The following is a 20,661-nucleotide window of genomic DNA, read 5'->3' on the forward strand; positions in this document are numbered from 1 at the left end:
AACTATTTATGTTATTTTTAATAATAAGTTAGGGTCGGGGCAATTTTCTATGTAAAAATTTAAGTCGTTTATATTGCAAACTCCGGGGTAATCACCATTGTAATTTTCAATATTGTTTATAATTTGAAAATGTAAATGTGGTGCATAATCCCCATTAACAGTCGAACTTCCAAAAGTCGCTAAATAGTCACCTTTTTTGAAAATGTCCCCAACGGTAAGGTTTTCTATACTTTCTAACGATAAATGTCCGTATAAAGTATAAAATTTTTCATTTTCGACTTCGTGCTCCAAAATAATAGTAGGACCATAATCACCCAAACCAAGATTGTTTTTAAAGCTGTGAATTTTTCCGTCAAGCGGAGCAATGATCTTTGTTTCTACTTTTCCCCATAAATCCAATCCAATATGAATGTTCCGTTCCGGGTTTGAACCGTCTTTAAAAATACTGCTTCTTTGGTATAAATTTCGTCCTTCAATATAACCACCGAAGGCGATCTCGGCATCATTTCTTTCCAAATAATTTGAAATAAAATCTTCAATTTCTTCGACATTCGAAGGCTTATTTTTAACTAATTCTTTGTTAGTCACAGATAGATCTAATGGAATGTATTTTGAAAAATCAATACTGGCGTCAATGACTTTTGTTGGAGGCAAGGCTTTTAAAATAGAGACTAAGGTTTTCATAAAGGTAAATTAGGCAACTTTTTCGATGATTATTAATTCGTTATGAACTTCAATTCGGGGTAACATTTTTGAGGTAAACAATTTAGTATTTATTTCCGAAATGTACTTCCTGTTTCTTACATTATGTGCCTCGTCGAGAATCATGGTATTAAAAAGTACAAAACCACGATCTTTTAAAAGCGAGCAAATCCGGTTGCTAAAGAAGCTTTCAAACAGAAAGTTCGGCATTTTTATATCTTCAAAAACATCAATAATAATAAGGTCGTATTTGTCTTTTGTTTTTAAAACAAATTCGAAAGCATCGTCGATAATAAGGTCAAGCTGTTTTATTTGATTCAGGTTAAAGTATTCATTGGCAATCTGAATCATATCCGGATCAATTTCAACACCGGTAATTTTTCCTTTATATTCAATTTCATCAATTAAAGTTTTGATGACACTTCCGCCGGCCACTCCCAGGACCAGAATATGCTCCATTTCAAGAATTGTTTTATAACCAATATTTCGCAGACCGTACCTTAAGATACGCTGTAAACTGCCATAAGAATAATTGGTGTTTTCAGAATCTAAAACCAATTCTCCATTAGTCCAGGTCACTTCGATTATTTTGCTTCTTGCCGATTTTTTCCTGAAAATTTTTATTGGAATCAGATAACTGATTATTTTTTGAATCATTTTGTCCTCGTTTTACTCAAAAATAACATTTAAATCTTTTATTTTGTGCCAAACAATAGAATTTAATGAAGAAACAGTTGTATAAATTTATCTTTTTTAAGCTAATGGGCTGGAAGATAGTAGGGATCGAAAATGCTGAAGTAAAAAAATGCATCTTGATGGTAATGCCGCATACAAGCAATCATGATTTTTATCTAGGAATTTTCACCAGAGGAATTTCCGGATTGGAAATGAATTGGGTTGGAAAGAAAGAATTGTTCCGATTTCCGTTTGGCTATTATTTTAGAAATGTAGGCGGAGAACCCTTAGATCGCTCCGGAGGATTAAACAAAGTAGATTCTATAGCAGCTATTTTCGAACGTAAAGAAGTCTTTCGTTTGGCTGTTGCTCCGGAAGGGACGCGAAAAAAAGTAGCAGAAATTAAAACAGGTTTTTATTATATCGCGCTTAAAGCGAATGTACCTATTGTTCCCGTGGCTTTTGACTGGGGAAGAAAAGAAGTGAATTTAGGAAAACCTTTTTTCCCGACCGGAAATTATGAGGACGATTTACAGGTTTTGAAAAAACATTACGATGGAGTCGTAGGTAAAATTCCTGAAAACGGATTTGTACTCTAAATTGACGCTATTTTTCAATCTGTGTGAGAATCGCTTAAATGAAAAATATTTTTAAAAATTTTCAAATACAGCATAATTTTTTAATTACGGGACATATACTTTAAATGTTCCGTTTTTGTAAAAAAATATAATTTTTTCAATTTCGTCTTCTTCCAGATCAGAATTTGAACTTTTAGCGACTGCACTGTATTTTTTTTCTTCTTTAGGAGCAGGTTCAGTTTGGAGTCCCGAAAACAAATCAGCTGAAAAGAGATTATCATTCGATGGAATAGGAGTGTGCACTTGCTCCGTTTCCGAAACAACCTCTGTTGTATTGTTTAGAGATTCATTTTCTTTTTTAGGGAAATTTCCTGTCCCGTTTAAAATCCAATACAGATCAACCTCCGGAAAAATGGTTGAAATTTTTAATACAAAGTCAAGACTCGGTTTGTTTCTTCCGGAAAGCAGGTGAGACATGCTGGAACGTTGCACGCCTATTTTGTCGGCAAATACAGAGGCATTTAATCCATAATAATCAAGGAGTAGTTCCAGTCTTTTTACAAAATCATCGATGTTTACCATTGTAAATTTTATTAAAGAGGTTAACTATTTACAAATGTAATTAAAAGGAATCAGACCACCTATTTTACAGTTGGAAATTAAAACAGAAAGGTAAAAATATATAGTTTATTACTTTACGTTAATAGCTTTAAGTGTTTGATTTTTAAGTATTTAATTGTAGTAATTAACATTAGATGTAATTGATAATATTGGAGTTTCAAGATTCATAAACAAATTCATGAATTGTGTTTACATTTCTAAATTTATTCTTTTTTCGATTATTTACAATTGTAAAAATAAAGATGTTTACTTTTGTAAACTAATCAAAAGACAATGAAATTAGAAGAATTATTTAACCAATACAAAGAACAATCAATAGAAGGTCGTTATTTGACTTTAGACCATATTCAGCCTTTATTAGATAAGCTTAATACGAACAATCAGGTTAAGGTTATTGGCAAATCAGTTTTGGATAAACCGATCTATAGCTATGAAATTGGGACAGGCAAAACACGGATTTATCTGTGGTCTCAAATGCATGGAAATGAAAGCACAACGACAAAAGCGCTTTTTGATTTCATCAATGTCCTTAATAGCGGATCTGATATTGCGCTTAAAATGCTTGAAACATTTACTTTTTATTGCATTCCAATTCTAAATCCTGACGGAGCGGCACTTTACACACGTGAAAACGCCAATAAGATAGACCTGAACCGTGATTCTCAGAATCTTACGCAGCCGGAGAGTATTGTACTCAGAAAAGTATTTGAAGAATTTAAACCGGATTATTGTTTTAATCTGCACGATCAGCGTACTATTTTTGGAGCGGGAGATACCGGAAAACCTGCAACTCTTTCTTTTCTGGCTCCTTCTTATAATGAAGAAAGAGAAGTAAATCCCACCCGATTACAGGCGATTAATTTAATTGCCGGTCTAAACGATGTTTTGCAGGAGTATATTCCCGGACAAATCGGTCGTTTTGATGATTCATTTAACATTAATTGCATAGGAGATACGTTTCAATTTTTAGGTGTACCGACGATTTTATTTGAAGCAGGCCACTATAGAAACGACTACAGCCGCGAAATCACTCGGAAGTTCCTATTTTTCTCACTTTTTTCAAGTTTTAAAATACTTTCCGAAAACGATTTAGTTCATAACAGATTTTATGATTATTTGAATATTTCACAAAATAAAGTCGTTTTTTATGATTTTATGTATAAAAATGTCAAAATAAATTATGATGGTATTGAAATAATTACGAATTTTGTCGCACAATACAGAGAAGAATTGATTGGAAATAAGATTGAGTTCAATGCCTATATAGTTGAAGTAGGTGAATTAGAGAATTATTTTGGACATTTTGAATATGATGCTGAAGGAGCGAGTTATTCTGATGACTTTAATAATTTTCCGAATTTGAATCAAAAAGCAGATTTTTATTTAAATAAAAATATTAAATTTGTTAACGGGTTGATAAAAACTTAGTTTTTATGTGAATTTGTTATTTTTTATGCATATTTTTATACTTTGTAATAGCAATTAGTAATATTAATTAAAGAATTATGAGTAAATTTCGTTTAGATGAAGTAGATCACCAGATTTTAGATATGTTAATAGACAATACGAGAGTTCCGTTTACTGACATTGCAAAAAAACTATTGATATCTGCTGGAACAGTACATGTTAGGGTAAAAAAAATGGAAGACGCGGGGATAATAATGGGATCTTCTTTAGCCTTAGATTATGATAAATTAGGGTATTCATTTATTGCTTATGTGGGTGTATTCCTTAATAACACGTCACAAACTAAATTTGTATTAGAGCGAATCAATCAAATTCCATTCGTAACTGTAGCTTCAGTTACTACGGGAAAATTCAATATTTTTTGCAAAATCAGAGCAAAAGATACCAAGCATGCAAAAGAAGTAATCTTTATGATCGATGATATCGAGGGAGTTTACAGAACAGAAACAATGATTTCATTAGAAGAAAGTATAAACGATAAGAAGCGTTTGATGCATACTATTTTTAAAAATATGTAATACTTTCTTGAATGCTATACTAAAATATAACCTCAAGTTTATTCTTGGGGTTTTTTTATGACTAATTAACCAACCAACTACAACACAATTATGTACACGTTACCTAAAATTGAACGTTTTAATCAGGACGTTCTCTCAAAATATCATATTTATAATAGTGTTTTTATAACATTACCTTTTGATTCTATTGATAATACAGGTGTTTTACTGCCTTTATTTACAGAAACTTGTGAAACGGGTTTTAAAAAACAGGAGACACCAAAGGAAATTTTCGATTTCTTTTCTAATAAGTATTTAAGTAACGGCTCTGAGAGTGAAAAAATCGACTTAATGTTTCGATTTATTCAATACATAGAACGTCAAATTGTACTTTTTGATGCTATTGAAGACGCCGCTTTTCCCGAAGTAAACAATATGGAAGGTCGCGGATCGCTTCGTGATATTAAAGAAAGATCGGACGCGAAAGAGAAAGATGATGAACTTATTGAATTTCTTGAAAATTTTAACGTCAGAACGGTTTTAACAGCGCATCCGACACAGTTTTACCCTGGACCTGTTTTAGGGATTATAAATGATTTAACAGAGGCGATTCGATTGAATGATTTGCTTAAAATCAAACAGCTTTTAGCACAGCTTGGAAAAACACCTTTTATTCAAAATGAAAAACCAAATCCTTATGATGAAGCGGTTAGTTTGATTTGGTATCTTGAAAATGTTTTCTACGAAACTTCAGGCGAAATTGTTCACTATCTGCAAAAGAACCTCCTTCATGGTGAAGCCATTCAAAACCAATTAATCAAACTTGGATTCTGGCCGGGAGGGGATCGTGATGGAAATCCTTTTGTAACAACAGAGATTACTTTAAAAGTAGCAGAACGTTTGCGTACTTCTATTTTAAAGTGTTATTATGTTGAAATGAGAAAGTTAAAACGAAAGTTAACGTTCTCAGGTGTTGATACTTTGGTAACGGAACTTGAACATAAACTTTACCGTTCTGTTTTTTATTCTAAAGGTGAAATCTACATTACATTAGAAGAATTATTGGCACAACTGAATAAAATCAGAAGCATCATTATAGAAAAGCACCAGTCGTTATATTTGGATGAATTGGAAGCTTTTTTGGTAAAAATCAATTTGTTCGGATTTCATTTTGCAACTTTAGATATACGCCAGAATAGTAAAATTCACAATGTCGTATTTAAAGATGTTGTAGATCATTATTTAAATTCAGGATCAAAAGTATTCCCAGATAATTATTTTAACCTGTCTGAAAACGAAAAAATAGTAGTGTTGTCACAGGTAAAAGGAGCGTTAGATCCGAATGATTTTGAGAACGAAATCACAAAATCTACTTTAGAATCGGTGCAAACTATAAAAGCCATTCAAAATGCAAATGGCGAGTCGGGTGCTAATCGTTATATTATCAGCAACAACGAAAGTGCTCTGAATGTAATGGAAACTTTTGCTATGATCCGCTTAAATAACTGGGAAAATCCTACGGTTGATATTATACCACTTTTCGAATCTGTGGATGATTTACAAAAGGCGCATGAAATCATGGAGCAGTTGTATACCAATCCGGAATATGCCAAACATTTACAAGCAAGAGGAAACAAACAAACAATCATGCTTGGTTTCTCTGACGGGACTAAAGATGGTGGTTATTTAATGGCGAACTGGAGTATTTATCAGGCAAAAATCGCTTTAACGGATATTTCAAGAAAATACAATGTCAAAGTAATTTTCTTTGATGGTCGTGGTGGACCTCCGGCACGTGGTGGTGGAAAAACACATAAATTTTATGCTTCTTTGGGGCCAAAAATTGAAAATAACGAAATTCAAATCACAGTACAAGGACAAACGATCAGTTCTAATTTTGGGACTTTAGATTCTTGTCGTTATAATATTGAAAATTTATTAAGCGCAGGAGTTACCAATCAGGTTTTTAGTAAAGAAAAAAATGAGCTAAGTGCCGATGAAACTGAGATCCTGACACAGTTAGCCGAACTGGGATACGATAAATATTTAAGTTTTAAAAATCACCCTAAATTTATTCCCTATTTGGAAAAGATGAGTACTTTAAAGTATTATTCTAAAACCAATATTGGAAGCCGTCCATCTAAAAGAAGCAAGTCAGAACAATTGGATTTTGCTGATTTACGTGCTATTCCGTTCGTGGGTTCATGGAGTCAGTTAAAACAAAATGTACCCGGTTTTTTTGGAGTAGGAGCGGCCCTGAAGCATTTTGAAGATACAAATCAGTGGGATAAAGTATACGACCTGTATCACAATTCTTTGTTTTTTAGAACGCTGCTTGAGAATAGTATGATGTCATTGGCGAAATCATTTTTCCCGTTGACAGCTTATATGAGAAAAGACCCTGAATTTGGTGAATTCTGGCAAATTATTTACGATGAATTTGTAGAAACGAAGCGCCTTTTGCTTAAAATAGCAGACCACAAAACGCTAATGGAGAATTACCCCGACGGTATAGCATCCATTCAGATCAGAGAACGTATTGTTCTGCCTTTATTGACGATACAGCAATATGCTTTATTGCGTATTAACGAACTGAATAAAGAAAACGGAGGAAATGAGGAGCTGATCAAAGTATACGAAAAAATTGTTACGAGATCGCTTTTCGGAAATACAAATGCAAGTAGAAATTCAGCGTAACAATAGGAGTGAAAAATTGATTTAAAAACAAAAAAAGTATAGAAAATGAATTCAAGCGAATTATTAGAAAACGAATATTCAGGCGGTTTTGCAGCTTACGTCCGCGAAGCCGGAGAGGTGAATTTGATAGAAGAATTAGAAATTTCGCTTCATGCTTTTATCAAATTTGTACAGAATATCCCAATGGATAAATTTGATTATCGTTACGCAGAAGGGAAGTGGACAATCAAAGACATCATTCAGCATATAATTGACACGGAGCGTATTTTTGCTTACCGCGCTTTGCGATTTTCAAGATACGATAAAACGCCATTGCAAAGTTTTGACGAAAATGAATATGTGGAAAACACCAATTCCAACGGAAGAAGTATTCAGGATTTACTAACTGAATTTTCGGCATTGCGACATTCAAATTTGTTATTTTATAAAAGTTTGTCCGCAGAGCAGCTTAAAGCTATCGGAACAGCTTCAAATAACCTGATCTCAGTTCGTGCCTTAGGTTTTGTAATAATAGGACATCAAAAGCATCACCAGAATGTTTTTCAGGAGCGTTATTTGTAAATGATATTATTTAAAAAAGAAGAGCTGTCTCGAGTATTGAGATGGCTTTTTTTTTGCCACGAATTTCACGAATTGGCACGAATTATTTTTTTTGCCGCAGATTAAAAAGATTCGAACAGATTATTTAATCAATGTAATCCTTTAATCTGTGGAAATTTTTTCTTTACCACGAATTGGCACGAATTATTTTTTTTGCCACAGATTAAAAAGATTCGCACAGATTATTTAATCAATGTAATCCTTTAATCTGTGGAATTTTTTTTCTTCATTACAAATTTCAAGGCTTAAGCGAATTAATTCGTGCCAATTCGTGAAATTCGTGTTAAAAACAACAATCACAGTTTTAACCTGAGACGTGAAACCTGAAACCTGAAACAAAAATAACCTTTCCGTTAATTAGATTGCAACTCAAACAACTGCACCTGGCTTTTCAAACGATCAATCACTAAATTCATCATTCTTTTATTCAAGCTGGAAGAATTCTGAATGTAGGTATTGTATTCGTCAACTGTGAAGAAAGCAATGACCATTCCTTTTAGAGAATTTCTGAATTTGATGTCTTTCTGAATGGAGTTTTCGATGGTTTGCAATTTTTTTTCGACGGTATACGAATAAAAATCAGCTTTGTTTTTATTCACATAATTGATAAAAACGGCTACAAAAAGATCGTTTTGGAGTTTTAAAACCGGTCGGATGGTCTGATTTTGGAACAGCTCATCTGGTGAAGACTGAGCACTTACTGTTCCTAAAGTTTCGCCTCTGAATTCTTTTAAAAAAGTATCTCTGTCCATCATGTTTTTTCTTTAAAATTAACGAAAAAATCCCGTAATAAAAACCTATTTTTGTTAATATACTATAAAATTTATGAGATTTCACACCAGAAAGTGGGTTAAACCCGAAGATCTAAACCCTAACGGGACTTTGTTTGGCGGACAATTATTAGCCTGGATAGATGAGGAGCTGGCGCTGTACAGTATTATTCAATTAGAAAATCAGAGAGTCGTTACGAAACACATGTCCGAAATAAATTTTAAGAGTTCGGCTAAACAAGGCGACATTGTGGAGATTGGAATTGATGTGGTTAAATTCGGAACTACTTCTTTGGTTTTGAAATGTGCAGTAAGAAACATGATGACGCGTGAAATCATCATTACAATTGATAATACCACAATGGTTAATCTGGACGAAAACGGAAAGCCGTTGGCACACGGAAAAACACAAATTGAGTTTGTAAAAGATCGTTTATAATAAAAAATTAAGTAATGGTAAAAGCCCTTAAAATTGTTTCTTTATTAGTTGTTGTCGTTTTATTATCCTGCAATTCAAAAGAAGGTCAGGACTCGTACAGAAGTGTTTTATACCGCGCCGTAAACAACAAAGACACTGCAATTCTGCGGTTAAAAATGAATAATAAGAGATTTTATGGGCGATACGAAATCTTGCATTACAAAATCGGAAAAGACTCCGGAGATGTAAGAGGAGATATTAAAGAAAATATCTTGCGCGGAGATTACCATTACATCACCTTTGGAGGCAGTTGGAAAAGGGTTCCTTTGGCGCTTCTTAAAAAAGACAACAAACTGATTTTAGGAAGTGGAGTAGTGGGCACCTATATGAATCTCCCTTGTTATGTTCCCGACGTACCGATAGATTACAAGAATGGAAGATTTGTCTTTGAAGAGATAAAGCAGTAAGGTAAGGTTTTTAAACCATATAAGTTATATAAGTTCATTTAAGCTTTGCGCTTATTTTTGACTCCGGTTAATATAAGTTCATTTAAGCTTTGCGCTAATTTTTTGACTCCAGTTTATAACTTATATGACTTATAAAGAAATAAGATTAGAGAAAAGGCGAGGTTTTAAACCATATTAGTCATATAAGTCCATTTAAGCTTTGCGCTTATTTTAGACTCCGGTTAATATAAGTTCATTTAAGCTTTACGCTAATCTTTTGACTCCAGTTTGCATGAACTTATATGACTTATAAAGAAATAAGATTAGAGAAAAGGCGAGGTTTTAAACCAATAAGTTATATAAGTCCATTTAAGCTTTGCGCTAATTTTTTGACTCCAGTTAATATGAACTTATATAACTTATATGGTTTAGAAAAAAGATACTTACTCGAAATGCCCTATCTTAGAAGGTAATTCGAAGATTTCAAGGTCAAAATATTCTACAGAAGCCATGACGTGGTCAAAAATATCGGCCATGATGTATTCGTAATTGGCCCAGCGTTTATCACTTGAGAAAGCGTATATCTCTAACGGAACACCGTGAGCAGTAGATTGCAATTGACGGCACATCATATGCATGTCTTTATTAAGTCCTGGATGTGTAATTAAATACTGCATGATGTATTTGCGGAACAATCCAAGATTCGTCATGTTTCGGCCGTTTAGCGCTAAAGTTTTATCTATACCGCGTACATCATTGTATTTTTCAATTTCAGCTTGTCTGCTTTCGATATAAGGGCTAATCAGCTGTACTTTTTTCATCTGATTCAGATCTTCATCGTTCAGAAAGCGAATGCTGCTACTTTTTATCAAAACATGCCTTTTGATACGTCTACCATCCGATTTTTGCATCCCGCGCCAGTTCTGAAAGGAATCGGAACTCAAAGCGTAGGTTGGAATTGTGGTTATGGTATTGTCGAAATTTCGAACTTTTACCGTAGTCAGGTTAATTTCAATAACATCACCATCAGCGCCAAATTTATCCATTGTAATCCAGTCACCAATTCGAACCATGTCGTTTATGGCTACCTGGACACTCGATACAAATCCTAAAATAGTATCTCTGAATATCAAGATGATAATCGCAGAAAGTGTTCCTAATATGGTTAATAATTCGCCTTGTTTTATTCCGAATAATTTCGAAATAATAATAGCAACACCAAAAATCCAAAGCACGATCATGATGACCTGAACAAAACTGTCAATTGGCTTGTCGCTGTATTCCGGTTTTTGTTTTAAATAATCACGTAATGAATTAAAAATGGTACGAACGATCCATAGACCCAGCAAAACAATATAAACCCCAACGATTTTTCCAAAAATTGATTCCCAGTATTCGTATTTATCTAAGATTACAGGAACGGCTTTAAAAATGAAAAAAAATGGAATCAGATAAGCCGTATATCTCGTTGTTTTATTCTGAATTAAATAATCGTCAAATTTTGTTTTGGTGCGTTGCGCAAAAACAGCTGTCAACGTTACCAAAAGAAACTTGGCGGCATAATAAATAATATAAGCCAGCACCACCAAGATGATGATATTAAAAATCAGGCTGACATAAGACGCAAAGTTGCGACTCATTCCCCAATCTCTAAAAACAGGATATAAAGAATTAAATATTTTATCCAAAAGTTTATGCATTGTGCTCTAAATATTTTTTTTCAATATAAAAAGTTCCAAAAGGAATTAAAGAAGCGATTAGAATGATTGCGAAAGTTTTTAAATCCCAGTTTTGAGATTTTTTCAATAAAAAGGCTAAAACAACATAAGCAATAAATAATACGCCATGTCCCATTCCGAAAGGGCGTACTATAGTGTGGTAGAGTTCCGGATTGTTTGTTTTAAGAAAAAGCATATTGGCTATTAATACTAAAAAAGAGATTCCTTCTAAAATTGCGGTAACTTTAAAAATCTTGAGCATGTATTTGTTTTTTGAGTTTATACAGGCAAAATTAAGTATTATCGTCGGCATTATGAGTATGAAACCCAAAAGTAATTTACTTTTACAATCTTAAACTTTGATAATGAGTAAACGTGATTTAAAAAAATACTTGGCAGAATTAAATAAAGAACAACTCGAAGAACAAATTATCGAATTGTATGAGAAATTCAGTCCCGTAAAAACCTATTATGATTTTGCTTTTAATCCAAAAGAAGATAAGCTTTTACAGGAGTGTAAGGTTAAGATTTCGCAGGAATATTTTCCCATAAAAAAGCCACAGGCCAAGAGGCGGCCAAAAGCAAAAATGCGTCGCTCTGTAGCACAGAAATACATCAAACATTTTATTTCACTGGGAGTTGATCCGTTTGTAATTGCGGATGTGATGCTTTATAATATTGAAATCGCACAAACTTATTCCGCTCAAAACCCGATCAAGCAGGAATTGTTTTTTAAGAGCATGCTGAATTCTTTTGAACAGCTCGTACATTTTACCATTTCTAATGGTGTTTTGAGTGAATTTAAGACCCGAATCGTTTCTGTTTACCAAGAAACAATGCAACAAAAGTGGAAAAACAGCTACGAATTTGAGATACTTTTGGAGAAAATCGACCAATAAAAACACTTCCTATAAAAAATCTTATTAAAAAGAATCATTTATTTTAAGTTAAAATAAGATGAAAAACTGTTTTTTAGGTGTACTTTTGCAAAAATCCAAAAATTTACAATGTCTCAAAACACTTTAGAAATAGAAAGAGAAGAGAAAAAAGAACTTTATGCATACCAAAAAGGTGACATCGATGCCATTTTTGATCGTTTAGACAATGCTCCTACTCAACATCATTTATTATATCAATTACCGACCGGTGGAGGAAAAACAGTAATTTTTTCTGAAATCGTTCGTCGCTATTTGGCCAATAATGATAAAAAAGTAGTTGTTTTAACCCACCGTATCGAGCTTTGCAAACAGACTTCGAAAATGCTGAAAGGCTTCGGAGTTTCCAACAAAATTATCAACAGTAAAGTAAAAGAATTACCGGATCAGAACGATTTTTCTTGTTTTGTGGCAATGGTTGAGACTTTAAAAAACCGTATCAACGACGAGAAGCTACACCTTGACAACATTGGTTTGGTTATTATCGATGAGGCACATTACAATTCGTTCCGTAAGTTATTAAACTCATTCAAAAACGCTTTTATTCTTGGAGTAACAGCAACTCCTTTGAGTTCGAATATAAAATTACCAATGCACCAAAGTTACAATGAACTTATTGTGGGTGATACCATTAGTTCATTGATTGATAAAGGATTTTTGGCGCGTGCTACCACATACAGTTATGATGTAGGTTTAACGTCGCTTAAAGTAGGTATTAACGGAGATTACACCGTAAAATCATCTGACGATTTATATACCAACACCATCATGCAGGAAAAACTCTTGCATGCTTATACAGAACGTTCATTAGGAAAAAAGACGTTGATTTTCAATAATGGTATTCATACGTCATTGTACGTATATGAAACGTTTAGAGAAGCAGGTTACGACATCAGGCACCTTGATAATACAAGCAGTTCTGAAGAACGTAAAGATATCTTACAATGGTTCAAAAAGACTCCGGACGCGATTTTAACATCGGTTGGAATCTTGACCACAGGTTTTGATGAGCCGACAGTTGAAACTATTATCTTAAACAGAGCAACAAAATCATTAACTTTATACTACCAGATGATTGGTCGTGGATCTCGTAAATTACCTGGTAAAGACGAGTTTACAGTAATCGATTTGGGTAATAATGCTGCCCGTTTTGGTTTATGGAGTGAGCCGGTAAACTGGCAACACATCTTTAAATCGCCTGAGTTTTACCTTGAAAACCTTCGTGATGATACGGAAATTGAATTGTATTTCAAATACAGCATGCCACCGGAATTACGCGCAAAATTCAGTAAAACCGCAGATGTAACTTTTGATGTTGATGAAGAACACAAACTAATCATCAAGCAAAACTTACGTTCAAAAGTAGTATTAGACAAATCATTAGAGCAACACGCTTCAATGTGTGTAGACAATACAGAAACTTTACAAGAAGCAAAATCTCTTGGTAAAGAATTGGATGACGATATTGATTGTCGTATCAAACGTTACGCAAAATGTCTGAGTCAATGTAGTAAAAACTACCGCGAATGGCTAGTTGACGATTACAAGCTAAAAATGGTCTTGCTAATCGGTAAAAAATACCGCGAGAAAATCATGAACGAGCCGGATTGAGAGTAGCGAAAGTTTCTTAGTTTCAGGTTTCAAGTTTCAGGTTTCAGGTTTCAGGTTGTCCCGCTGAGCGAAGTCGAAGCGAGTGCCTTCAATTGGAATTTGGAATTTAAAAAATTGGAATTTTATCCAACAAAACCATTAAGGTATTTAGAAAAATTAAGTTCAACGCTTAATGAAACTTAATCCCTTAATGGTTCAATAATTTAGAGACCAGAGGTAAATCCGGAATCTAAACTCATAAATTTAAAATAAAAAAAACATGTCTAAACCATTCTCAGAATTAGGAATTTCAGCGCCAATTTTAAAAGCGTTAAGCGAATTGAATATTGTTGAGCCAACAGAAATACAACAAAAAACGATTCCGCTTCTTTTGGCTGAAACTCACGATCTGGTAGGTTTAGCCAAAACCGGAACCGGAAAAACAGCAGCTTTTGGATTACCATTATTGCAATTGATCGATACCACATCGCCAATTGTTCAGGCTGTTATTTTGGTGCCAACAAGAGAACTTGGACATCAGATTTTCAGAAATCTGGAAGATTTTGGAAAACACATTCCAAATCTTTCTATTGCAGCTACTTGTGGTGGAATTCCAATAAAACCACAAATGGAGCGTCTTGCACAGCCAACCCATATTGTTGTAGCAACTCCGGGACGTTTAATTGATTTGATTCAACGCAAAGCCGTTGACTTAAAACAAACAAAGTTTTTGGTCTTAGACGAAGCGGACGAAATGGTTTCTATTCTAAAAGAAAGCTTAGACGAAATCATTGCCGAATTGCCTAAAAAACACCGTACTTTATTGTTCTCAGCTACTTTGCCCGGAACAATTAAGCAACTGGTTCAGAATTATTTACACAAAGATGTAGTTCAGGTTAGTGCCAATATGGAGACAATTGGTAATCAGGGAATTGATCACGAATACATTGTGGTTGATCCGATTGAAAAATTGGATGTCCTGATGCACTTTTTGAATTCCAGAGAAGGGGAACGCGGAATTATTTTCTGCAAAACCAAAGCAGCAGTAAATAAATTGGCTAAAAATCTGGCTATAAACCGTTTTTCTTCAGGAGCACTTCACGGTAGTTTGTCACAAGGAATTCGTGATAGAATTATGGAGCAATTTCGTGAAGGACACATCAATATTTTGGTTGCTACAGATTTGGCTGCCAGAGGAATAGATGTAAAAGAAATCTCTTATGTAGTCAACTATCATTTGCCGGATACTTACGAAGCTTACGTTCACAGAAGTGGAAGAACTGCCAGAGCAGGTGCAAAAGGACTTTCTTTAACCGTTCTGCAAGAGGAGGAAGTAGCCGAAATTGCTGAATTTGAAAAAGAATTGGATTTAAAATTCATTGAATTTAAAAAACCAACAGCAGTAAGTTTAGAGGAGAACAATACACTTCTTTGGGCAAAACAAATTTTCAAAACAAAACCGAATCATGATCTTTCTGCTGAATTAAAAACAAAAGTGAAAACTGTTTTTCATCATTTAACCAAAGAGGAGTTGATCGAAAAACTGTTAGCAAATTATGTTTTGCAGAACAAAATCGATGTAGTTGAAAAACCTGTTAAAAAATTCAAAAAGTAAGATATGTTGGCTTTGTAGCTGTTTAATTATATTGTACTTTTAAGGTGATTTTAAAAGAAAATTATCTTATTCGTAAAACAATATATATGAAAATAGTCATTATTGGAGGTGGGTTTGCAGGTATAAATCTGGCGAAGGAACTTGTAAATCAGCCTCAAATTCAAGTTACACTTGTAGACAAGAACAATTACAATTTTTTCCCACCACTAATATATCAGGTTGCAACAGCTTTTCTGGAACCTTCCAGTATAAGTTATCCCTATAGAAAGTTTTTTGCCGGCAAAAAGAACCTTCAATTTCGTTTAGGAGAACTGGTTTCTGTAGTTCCTGCAGAGAATAAAGTAATCTTAAACAATGGCGAATTGAGTTACGATTATCTGGTTTTTGCCACAGGAGCAGAAACTAGTTATTTTGGCATGGAAAACGTGATGAAAAACGCCATTCCGATGAAAACCTTAAATGATGCCATCGAAATGCGAAATACGTTGCTTAAAAACCTCGAAAAAGCCGCTATAACCAAAGACATCCGCAAACGCCGTAAATTATTAACGATTGTGGTAGCCGGTGGAGGACCTACCGGAGTTGAAGTTTCAGGAATGTTTGCTGAAATGCGTAAAAATATATTACTCAAAGAATACCCGGAATTAGAAACATCTGCCAGTAATGTCTATTTAGTAGACGGGGGAGATGCTTTACTGGCTCCAATGAGTGTAGCTTCACAAAAAGATACTTTAGAAGCATTAACCAAACTGGGAGTTGTCGTAAAACTAAACAGCCGTGTTACCGATTATATTAATGACACCGTGCATTTTGCTAACGGAGAAACGATTCAGACCAAAAATCTAATTTGGGCAGCCGGTGTTTCGGCTAAACTTTTTGAAGGTATTCCAACAGAAAGTTATGGTCGTGGTAGGCGTATGGCAACGGATCAATACAATAAAGTGAATGGTCTTGAAAATGTATATGCTATTGGTGATACTGCTATTTTAGCAGGAGATCAAAAATTCCCCGACGGACATCCTCAGGTAGCTCAGGTTGCTATTCAACAAGGGTTAAATCTGGCTAAGAACTTTAAAGCGATGGTTCACAACAAACCTCTTAAAGCTTTTACTTACAACGATAAAGGCTCGATGGCCATTATAGGAAAAAATAAAGCTGTAGTAGATTTACCAAGTCCAAAATGGCATTTTAAAGGATTTTTCGCCTGGATTATCTGGTTGTTTATACACTTAATATCGTTGATTACTTATAGAAACAGACTGAATACATTCTGGAACTGGATGGTAGCCTATTTTGCACGAGATCAGTCTTTAAGAATGATTATCAGACCGGATAAGAGGAGTTAAGTTTTAATATTTGAAATTTCAAATTCCAAATTCCAAAAGCTAATTTGTTTTTCTGTCATTTCGAGCGAAGTCGAGAAATCACACCAGAAACTCCGTACAGTTTGTCATCCTGAGGAACGAAGGATCTACGTTTGCTGAATCCATACCGTTGCGCTTTACTTTACGGAATTACTCGTGAAGATACTTCGTCCCTCAGTATGACAAAATTGCGAAAAATAGAGAATGGAGCAACTTGTGTGATTTCTCCTTCGTCGAAATGACAATAGTGTGAATTCCAAATTCCAAAAATTTAAAAAGCCGGAAACTTACGTTTTCGGCTTTTTGGTTTTATTTTTTTGTTGTTGTTTTCTACTTATTTGGATCCAATAAGATACCAGTAATTAAAAGTCTTTTCACTCGGAAGATGTTTTTATTTTATTAGGGTAAGAGCAATTGTATTAAATAGTTCTTAATATTATAAAGATAATTGTATATTTGCCGCAGATTTTGGTCTATTTTTCTAAGTTTTTTTAGAGAATAGTTAAAAGGGAATCAGGTGTAAATCCTGAGCAGACCCGCTACTGTAAGTTCTATATAAGTCTTTAAACGTTTCTAATGCCACTGTTTGCTACAGCGAATGGGAAGGCTGTTTTAAAGATAGAATAAGTCAGGAGACCTGCCATAATCACATAGTTTAAGACTTTCGTGGTATAAAGTTGAAGAACAAGAATATTCCCTGCTATTTTTATAGTCGGAATGTGTCTTATTGCTTCTTGTTATTTACATCTCTGAAAGTTTATTTAATAAAATCAGTGATGCATAATACCACAAAAACGCTTGTATTCTTTTTTATTGTATTGATCCCGTTTTTACCTCAAGCTCAGGTAAAAAAGGATAGTTTACGGGTTTTAAAAGAGGTCGTCCTAAAATCAAAACCTTTTCAGGAGGTAATTCCCGTACAAACGCTTTCAGGAAAATTACTCGAAAACCTGGCCAGCCATAGCGTTGCCGACGCATTACGATATTTTGCAGGAACCCAAATCAAAGACTATGGCGGACTTGGTGGCCTTAAAACGGTTGATGTCCGTAATATGGGAACCCATCATGTAGGTGTTTTTTATGACGGAATTCAACTGGGCAATGCGCAAAACGGAGTGACAGATTTAGGGAAATATTCCTTAGACGATATGGAATCCTTAACCATGTACAATGGACAAAAAAGCGAAATATTTCAATCTGCCAAAGACTTTGCTGCGGCTTCTACGATTTACTTAAGAACGAAACGACCTGTTTTTGAAGGTACCAAAAAAACGAATCTTTTAGTACGTTACAAAACGATGTCTATCAACTATATCAATCCTTCATTCCGATGGGAACAGAAGTTGAGCGATAAAGTAAGCATGAGTGTAAGTTCGGAATACATCAAGTCTAATGGGCAGTACAAATACAGATACACCAGAAACAATCAGGATGGTTCTTTGGCTTATGACACTACAGCGACCCGAATGAACAGTGATATTGAAGCTTTAAGAGTAGAATCAGGGCTTTACGGAAAAATAAATAAAGGTTCCTGGGATGCTAAGGTGTATTATTATGATTCAGATAGGGGAGCACCGGGAGCTATTGTGGCGAATAAGTTTAAAGACGGTTTCAGACAATACGATAAGAATTTTTTCGCTCAGGCTTTTTTAGTGAAAGAAGTTAACGAGAAGTATAAATTTCAGGCCAGGGCAAAATACGCCTACGATTATACACATTATGTTGCCCGAGATACGACCCGAATTTTAGGAGAAACAGTAACCGAAGGCGCTCAATCTGACGATAGTTACTACCAACAGGAAATCTATTTTTCTGCTGTTAATATGTACAGCATAACGCCAACGTGGGATGTTTCGTTGTCTACAGATTTGCAATACAACCGATTAAATGCAACAAGAAAAGGAATCCAAACCTTATTTTCTTATCCACAACGTTATACGGCTTTAGTTTCTCTTGCCAGTTCCTACCGACTTGGAGGACTTAAAGTCTTGGGAAGTCTTGTAGGCACGCATGTACAAGAAGAGGTGCGTTACAATGCAAAAGCTCCGGATAAAACAGAAGTAACACCCGCGCTGTTTTTGGGTTACACTCCATTTAAAGGACATGATTTTAATCTAAGAGCGTTTGCAAAGCGTATTTTCAGAATGCCCACTTTTAATGATTTGTATTATACCATGGTTGGCTCCAGTACTTTGAGACCGGAATACATGAACCAGTACGACCTTGGTTTTACCTACAATTTGCCTGTAGGGAAAGGTTTTTTTGATGCCTTTTCGATTCAGGTTGACGGTTATTATACCAATACCAAAGATAAGATTGTAGCAGCACCAACCGGAAATTTATTCCGCTGGATGATGACCAATATCGGACAAGTTAAAGGAAAAGGAATAGAATCTGTTCTGAATATGGGAACTCATTTTAACAAATTAAACTTAGTCGCCAATCTGACTTATACCTATTCTGAAAGCAGAGATTATACAAAATTCGCAGGCTTAGAAATTTCATCTTACGGAGACCAAATCCCCTATACGCCTTGGCACAGCGGATCCGGAATACTAAACGCCAACTACGAATCATGGAACTTCAACTACAGTTATATCTATGTAGGGAAACGTTTTAATGGAAACGTAAACAACATAAAGGTTAATGAAGTACAGCCTTGGTACACCCACGATTTTTCGGTACAGAAAGCTTTCGCAGTTAAAAATTATAAAATTAAAGGAACTGTAGAAGTTAACAATGCATTCAATCAACACTATGAGGTGATCTACAATTACCCTATGCCGGGTCGTACGTTTAAATTTATAATAAGTATTGCGCTATGAAAAAGAACCTTTCAAAAATACTGCTAAGTTTATTTATCGCTCTTGCTTTTACTTCCTGCAGAGAAGACGAAACCATTTTTCTATCCTCAGACAAAAATGTTGCCGCACCAAGAAATGATGGCAAAATAGAAGGTTTTTACCTCCTTAATGAGGGTAATATGGGTATGAACAGGGCCAGTATAGACATCTTTAATTACAGGACCGGAAACTATACAACCGATATTTATTCTGAACGTAATCCGACAGTTGTAAAAGAGTTAGGAGACGTAGGTAATGATATAAAAATATACGGCAACAAGGTTTACGCCGTGATAAACTGCTCGAACAAAATAGAAGTAATAGACAAGTGGACAGCAAAACGCATCAAAAAAATAGATGTACCCAATTGTCGTTATATGGCTTTCTACAAAAATAAGGCTTATGTAAGTTCCTACTCAGGCCCCGTGGCTATTGATCCCAATGCCGAAATTGGCTTTGTAGCCGAGATCGACACTACGACATTAGAAATAAAAAGAAAAGTAAAAGTAGGTTATCAACCGGAACAAATGGTCGTACACAATGGCAAATTGTATGTAGCGAATTCCGGAGGTTACCGTGTACCTAATTACGACAGAACTGTATCTGTAATTGATCTGGAAACCTTTACTGAGATCAAAAAAATAGACGTGGGTATAAATCTCTTTAGTATGCAAATAGACAGGCGTGGTGATATTTATGTGAGTTCCCGCGGTGACTATTATGATACACCTTCAAACCTTTTTGTTATCGACACCAAAACTGATGAGAAAAAAATGCAGTTGGATTTTCCGGTTTCCGGAATGTGTATCGTTGACGATTTACTCTATTTCTATGGGGTTTCATGGAGTTATCTCACCAATAGTAATAAGATAAGTTATGGCATATTAGACACGAGAACTAAAAAGATAATCAGCAATCAGATCATCACAGACGGAACAGAGAAACAGATTATGATTCCGTATGGACTTCAGGTAAATCCGGAAACCAAAGAAATATACATTTCAGACGCTCAGAATTATGTGGTGACAGGCTACATCTATTGTTTCACGCCTGAAGGCAAATTAAAATGGAAAACAACAGCAGGAAATATTCCCGCGCATATTGCTTTTATATTAAAAAACTAAA

The 20,661-nt window shown here is 34.7% G+C and carries 19 protein-coding genes and 1 riboswitch; of the genes, 13 read left to right on the top strand and 6 right to left on the bottom strand.

Translation table 11 applies throughout. From position 1 onward, the window contains the following. Nucleotides 1-6 precede the first annotated feature (6 nt). Together AB674_RS13665 and AB674_RS13670 are read right to left on the bottom strand one after the other, a co-directional pair. Nucleotides 7-684 carry a peptidoglycan DD-metalloendopeptidase family protein gene (locus tag AB674_RS13665; RefSeq protein ID WP_047777445.1) on the bottom strand — a complete coding sequence of 226 codons (678 nt, stop codon included), beginning with the start codon at nucleotides 682-684 and terminating at the stop codon, nucleotides 7-9. 9 nt (nucleotides 685-693) lie between these two features. After that, the gene (locus AB674_RS13670) at nucleotides 694-1,359 is read right to left on the bottom strand and encodes a spermidine synthase (protein ID WP_047777447.1); all 666 of its coding nucleotides are present in this window, start codon (nucleotides 1,357-1,359) and stop codon (nucleotides 694-696) included. 65 nt (nucleotides 1,360-1,424) lie between these two features. On the opposite strand from AB674_RS13670, the gene AB674_RS13675 reads away from it, so the two are divergent. Beyond that, nucleotides 1,425-1,976, top strand: a complete 552-nt coding sequence (locus AB674_RS13675; protein WP_047777448.1) for a 1-acyl-sn-glycerol-3-phosphate acyltransferase — start codon at nucleotides 1,425-1,427, stop codon at nucleotides 1,974-1,976. An 84-nt stretch (nucleotides 1,977-2,060) separates the two neighbouring features. On the opposite strand, the gene AB674_RS13680 is transcribed toward AB674_RS13675, so the two are convergent. Further along, entirely contained in the window at nucleotides 2,061-2,537 is a 477-nt protein-coding gene (locus AB674_RS13680; RefSeq protein WP_047777450.1) for a helix-turn-helix transcriptional regulator, read from the bottom strand. Between the two features lie 312 nt (nucleotides 2,538-2,849). On the opposite strand from AB674_RS13680, the gene AB674_RS13685 reads away from it, so the two are divergent. From AB674_RS13685 to AB674_RS13700, 4 genes are all read left to right on the top strand, one after another. Continuing rightward, complete coding sequence (locus AB674_RS13685) at nucleotides 2,850-4,004, top strand: M14 metallopeptidase family protein (protein ID WP_047777451.1); 1,155 nt, start codon at nucleotides 2,850-2,852, stop codon at nucleotides 4,002-4,004. Nucleotides 4,005-4,081: 77 nt separating this feature from the next. Beyond that, complete coding sequence (locus AB674_RS13690) at nucleotides 4,082-4,561, top strand: Lrp/AsnC family transcriptional regulator (RefSeq protein ID WP_007805990.1); 480 nt, start codon at nucleotides 4,082-4,084, stop codon at nucleotides 4,559-4,561. A 90-nt stretch (nucleotides 4,562-4,651) separates the two neighbouring features. Beyond that, nucleotides 4,652-7,237 carry a phosphoenolpyruvate carboxylase gene (locus AB674_RS13695; protein ID WP_047777454.1) on the top strand — a complete coding sequence of 862 codons (2,586 nt, stop codon included), beginning with the start codon at nucleotides 4,652-4,654 and terminating at the stop codon, nucleotides 7,235-7,237. A gap of 45 nt (nucleotides 7,238-7,282) precedes the next feature. Further along, on the top strand, nucleotides 7,283-7,798 hold the full coding sequence (locus AB674_RS13700) for a DinB family protein (protein ID WP_047777456.1): 516 nt from the start codon (nucleotides 7,283-7,285) through the stop codon (nucleotides 7,796-7,798). A 392-nt stretch (nucleotides 7,799-8,190) separates the two neighbouring features. Here the strand turns inward: AB674_RS13700 and AB674_RS13705 are convergent, their stop codons facing one another. Further along, nucleotides 8,191-8,592: a hypothetical protein gene (locus AB674_RS13705; protein ID WP_047777458.1), complete on the bottom strand. Its 402-nt coding sequence runs from the start codon at nucleotides 8,590-8,592 to the stop codon at nucleotides 8,191-8,193. 70 nt (nucleotides 8,593-8,662) lie between these two features. Here AB674_RS13705 and AB674_RS13710 point away from each other — a divergent pair, with 70 nt between their 5' ends. Together AB674_RS13710 and AB674_RS13715 are read left to right on the top strand one after the other, a co-directional pair. Continuing rightward, nucleotides 8,663-9,046, top strand: coding sequence for an acyl-CoA thioesterase (locus AB674_RS13710; protein WP_047777460.1), 384 nt, complete (start codon nucleotides 8,663-8,665; stop codon nucleotides 9,044-9,046). A 14-nt stretch (nucleotides 9,047-9,060) separates the two neighbouring features. Next, nucleotides 9,061-9,492 carry a hypothetical protein gene (locus AB674_RS13715; protein ID WP_047777462.1) on the top strand — a complete coding sequence of 144 codons (432 nt, stop codon included), beginning with the start codon at nucleotides 9,061-9,063 and terminating at the stop codon, nucleotides 9,490-9,492. Nucleotides 9,493-9,914: 422 nt separating this feature from the next. Here the strand turns inward: AB674_RS13715 and AB674_RS13720 are convergent, their stop codons facing one another. Beyond that, on the bottom strand, nucleotides 9,915-11,171 hold the full coding sequence (locus AB674_RS13720) for a mechanosensitive ion channel family protein (RefSeq protein WP_047777464.1): 1,257 nt from the start codon (nucleotides 11,169-11,171) through the stop codon (nucleotides 9,915-9,917). Then, a complete protein-coding gene (locus tag AB674_RS13725; protein WP_047777466.1) occupies nucleotides 11,164-11,451 on the bottom strand; it encodes a DUF3817 domain-containing protein in 288 nt (95 codons plus the stop codon). The genes AB674_RS13720 and AB674_RS13725 overlap by 8 nt, the downstream gene beginning before the upstream one ends. Before the next feature lie 103 nt (nucleotides 11,452-11,554). Between AB674_RS13725 and AB674_RS13730 the strand changes: the two genes are divergently transcribed. The 6 genes from AB674_RS13730 to AB674_RS13755 all read left to right on the top strand — a co-directional run bounded on the left by AB674_RS13730 (nucleotide 11,555) and on the right by AB674_RS13755 (nucleotide 20,660). Next, nucleotides 11,555-12,088 carry a DUF6155 family protein gene (locus AB674_RS13730; protein WP_047777468.1) on the top strand — a complete coding sequence of 178 codons (534 nt, stop codon included), beginning with the start codon at nucleotides 11,555-11,557 and terminating at the stop codon, nucleotides 12,086-12,088. A gap of 108 nt (nucleotides 12,089-12,196) precedes the next feature. Further along, entirely contained in the window at nucleotides 12,197-13,735 is a 1,539-nt protein-coding gene (locus tag AB674_RS13735) for a DEAD/DEAH box helicase (RefSeq protein ID WP_047777470.1), read from the top strand. A gap of 259 nt (nucleotides 13,736-13,994) precedes the next feature. Next, nucleotides 13,995-15,329 (top strand): DEAD/DEAH box helicase, encoded by a 1,335-nt coding sequence (locus tag AB674_RS13740; protein ID WP_047777471.1) that lies wholly within the window; start codon nucleotides 13,995-13,997, stop codon nucleotides 15,327-15,329. Between the two features lie 86 nt (nucleotides 15,330-15,415). Then, entirely contained in the window at nucleotides 15,416-16,675 is a 1,260-nt protein-coding gene (locus AB674_RS13745; protein WP_047777475.1) for an NAD(P)/FAD-dependent oxidoreductase, read from the top strand. Nucleotides 16,676-17,145: 470 nt separating this feature from the next. Further along, nucleotides 17,146-17,353: riboswitch (cobalamin riboswitch) on the top strand. Nucleotides 17,354-17,469: 116 nt separating this feature from the next. Beyond that, entirely contained in the window at nucleotides 17,470-19,518 is a 2,049-nt protein-coding gene (locus AB674_RS13750; RefSeq protein ID WP_053004272.1) for a TonB-dependent receptor, read from the top strand. Then, on the top strand, nucleotides 19,515-20,660 hold the full coding sequence (locus AB674_RS13755) for a DUF5074 domain-containing protein (RefSeq protein ID WP_047777476.1): 1,146 nt from the start codon (nucleotides 19,515-19,517) through the stop codon (nucleotides 20,658-20,660). The genes AB674_RS13750 and AB674_RS13755 overlap by 4 nt, the downstream gene beginning before the upstream one ends. The last annotated feature ends 1 nt before the right edge of the window (nucleotide 20,661 follow it).

The organism is Flavobacterium sp. ABG (genome assembly GCF_001027725.1).
GTDB lineage: Bacteria > Bacteroidota > Bacteroidia > Flavobacteriales > Flavobacteriaceae > Flavobacterium > Flavobacterium cupriresistens.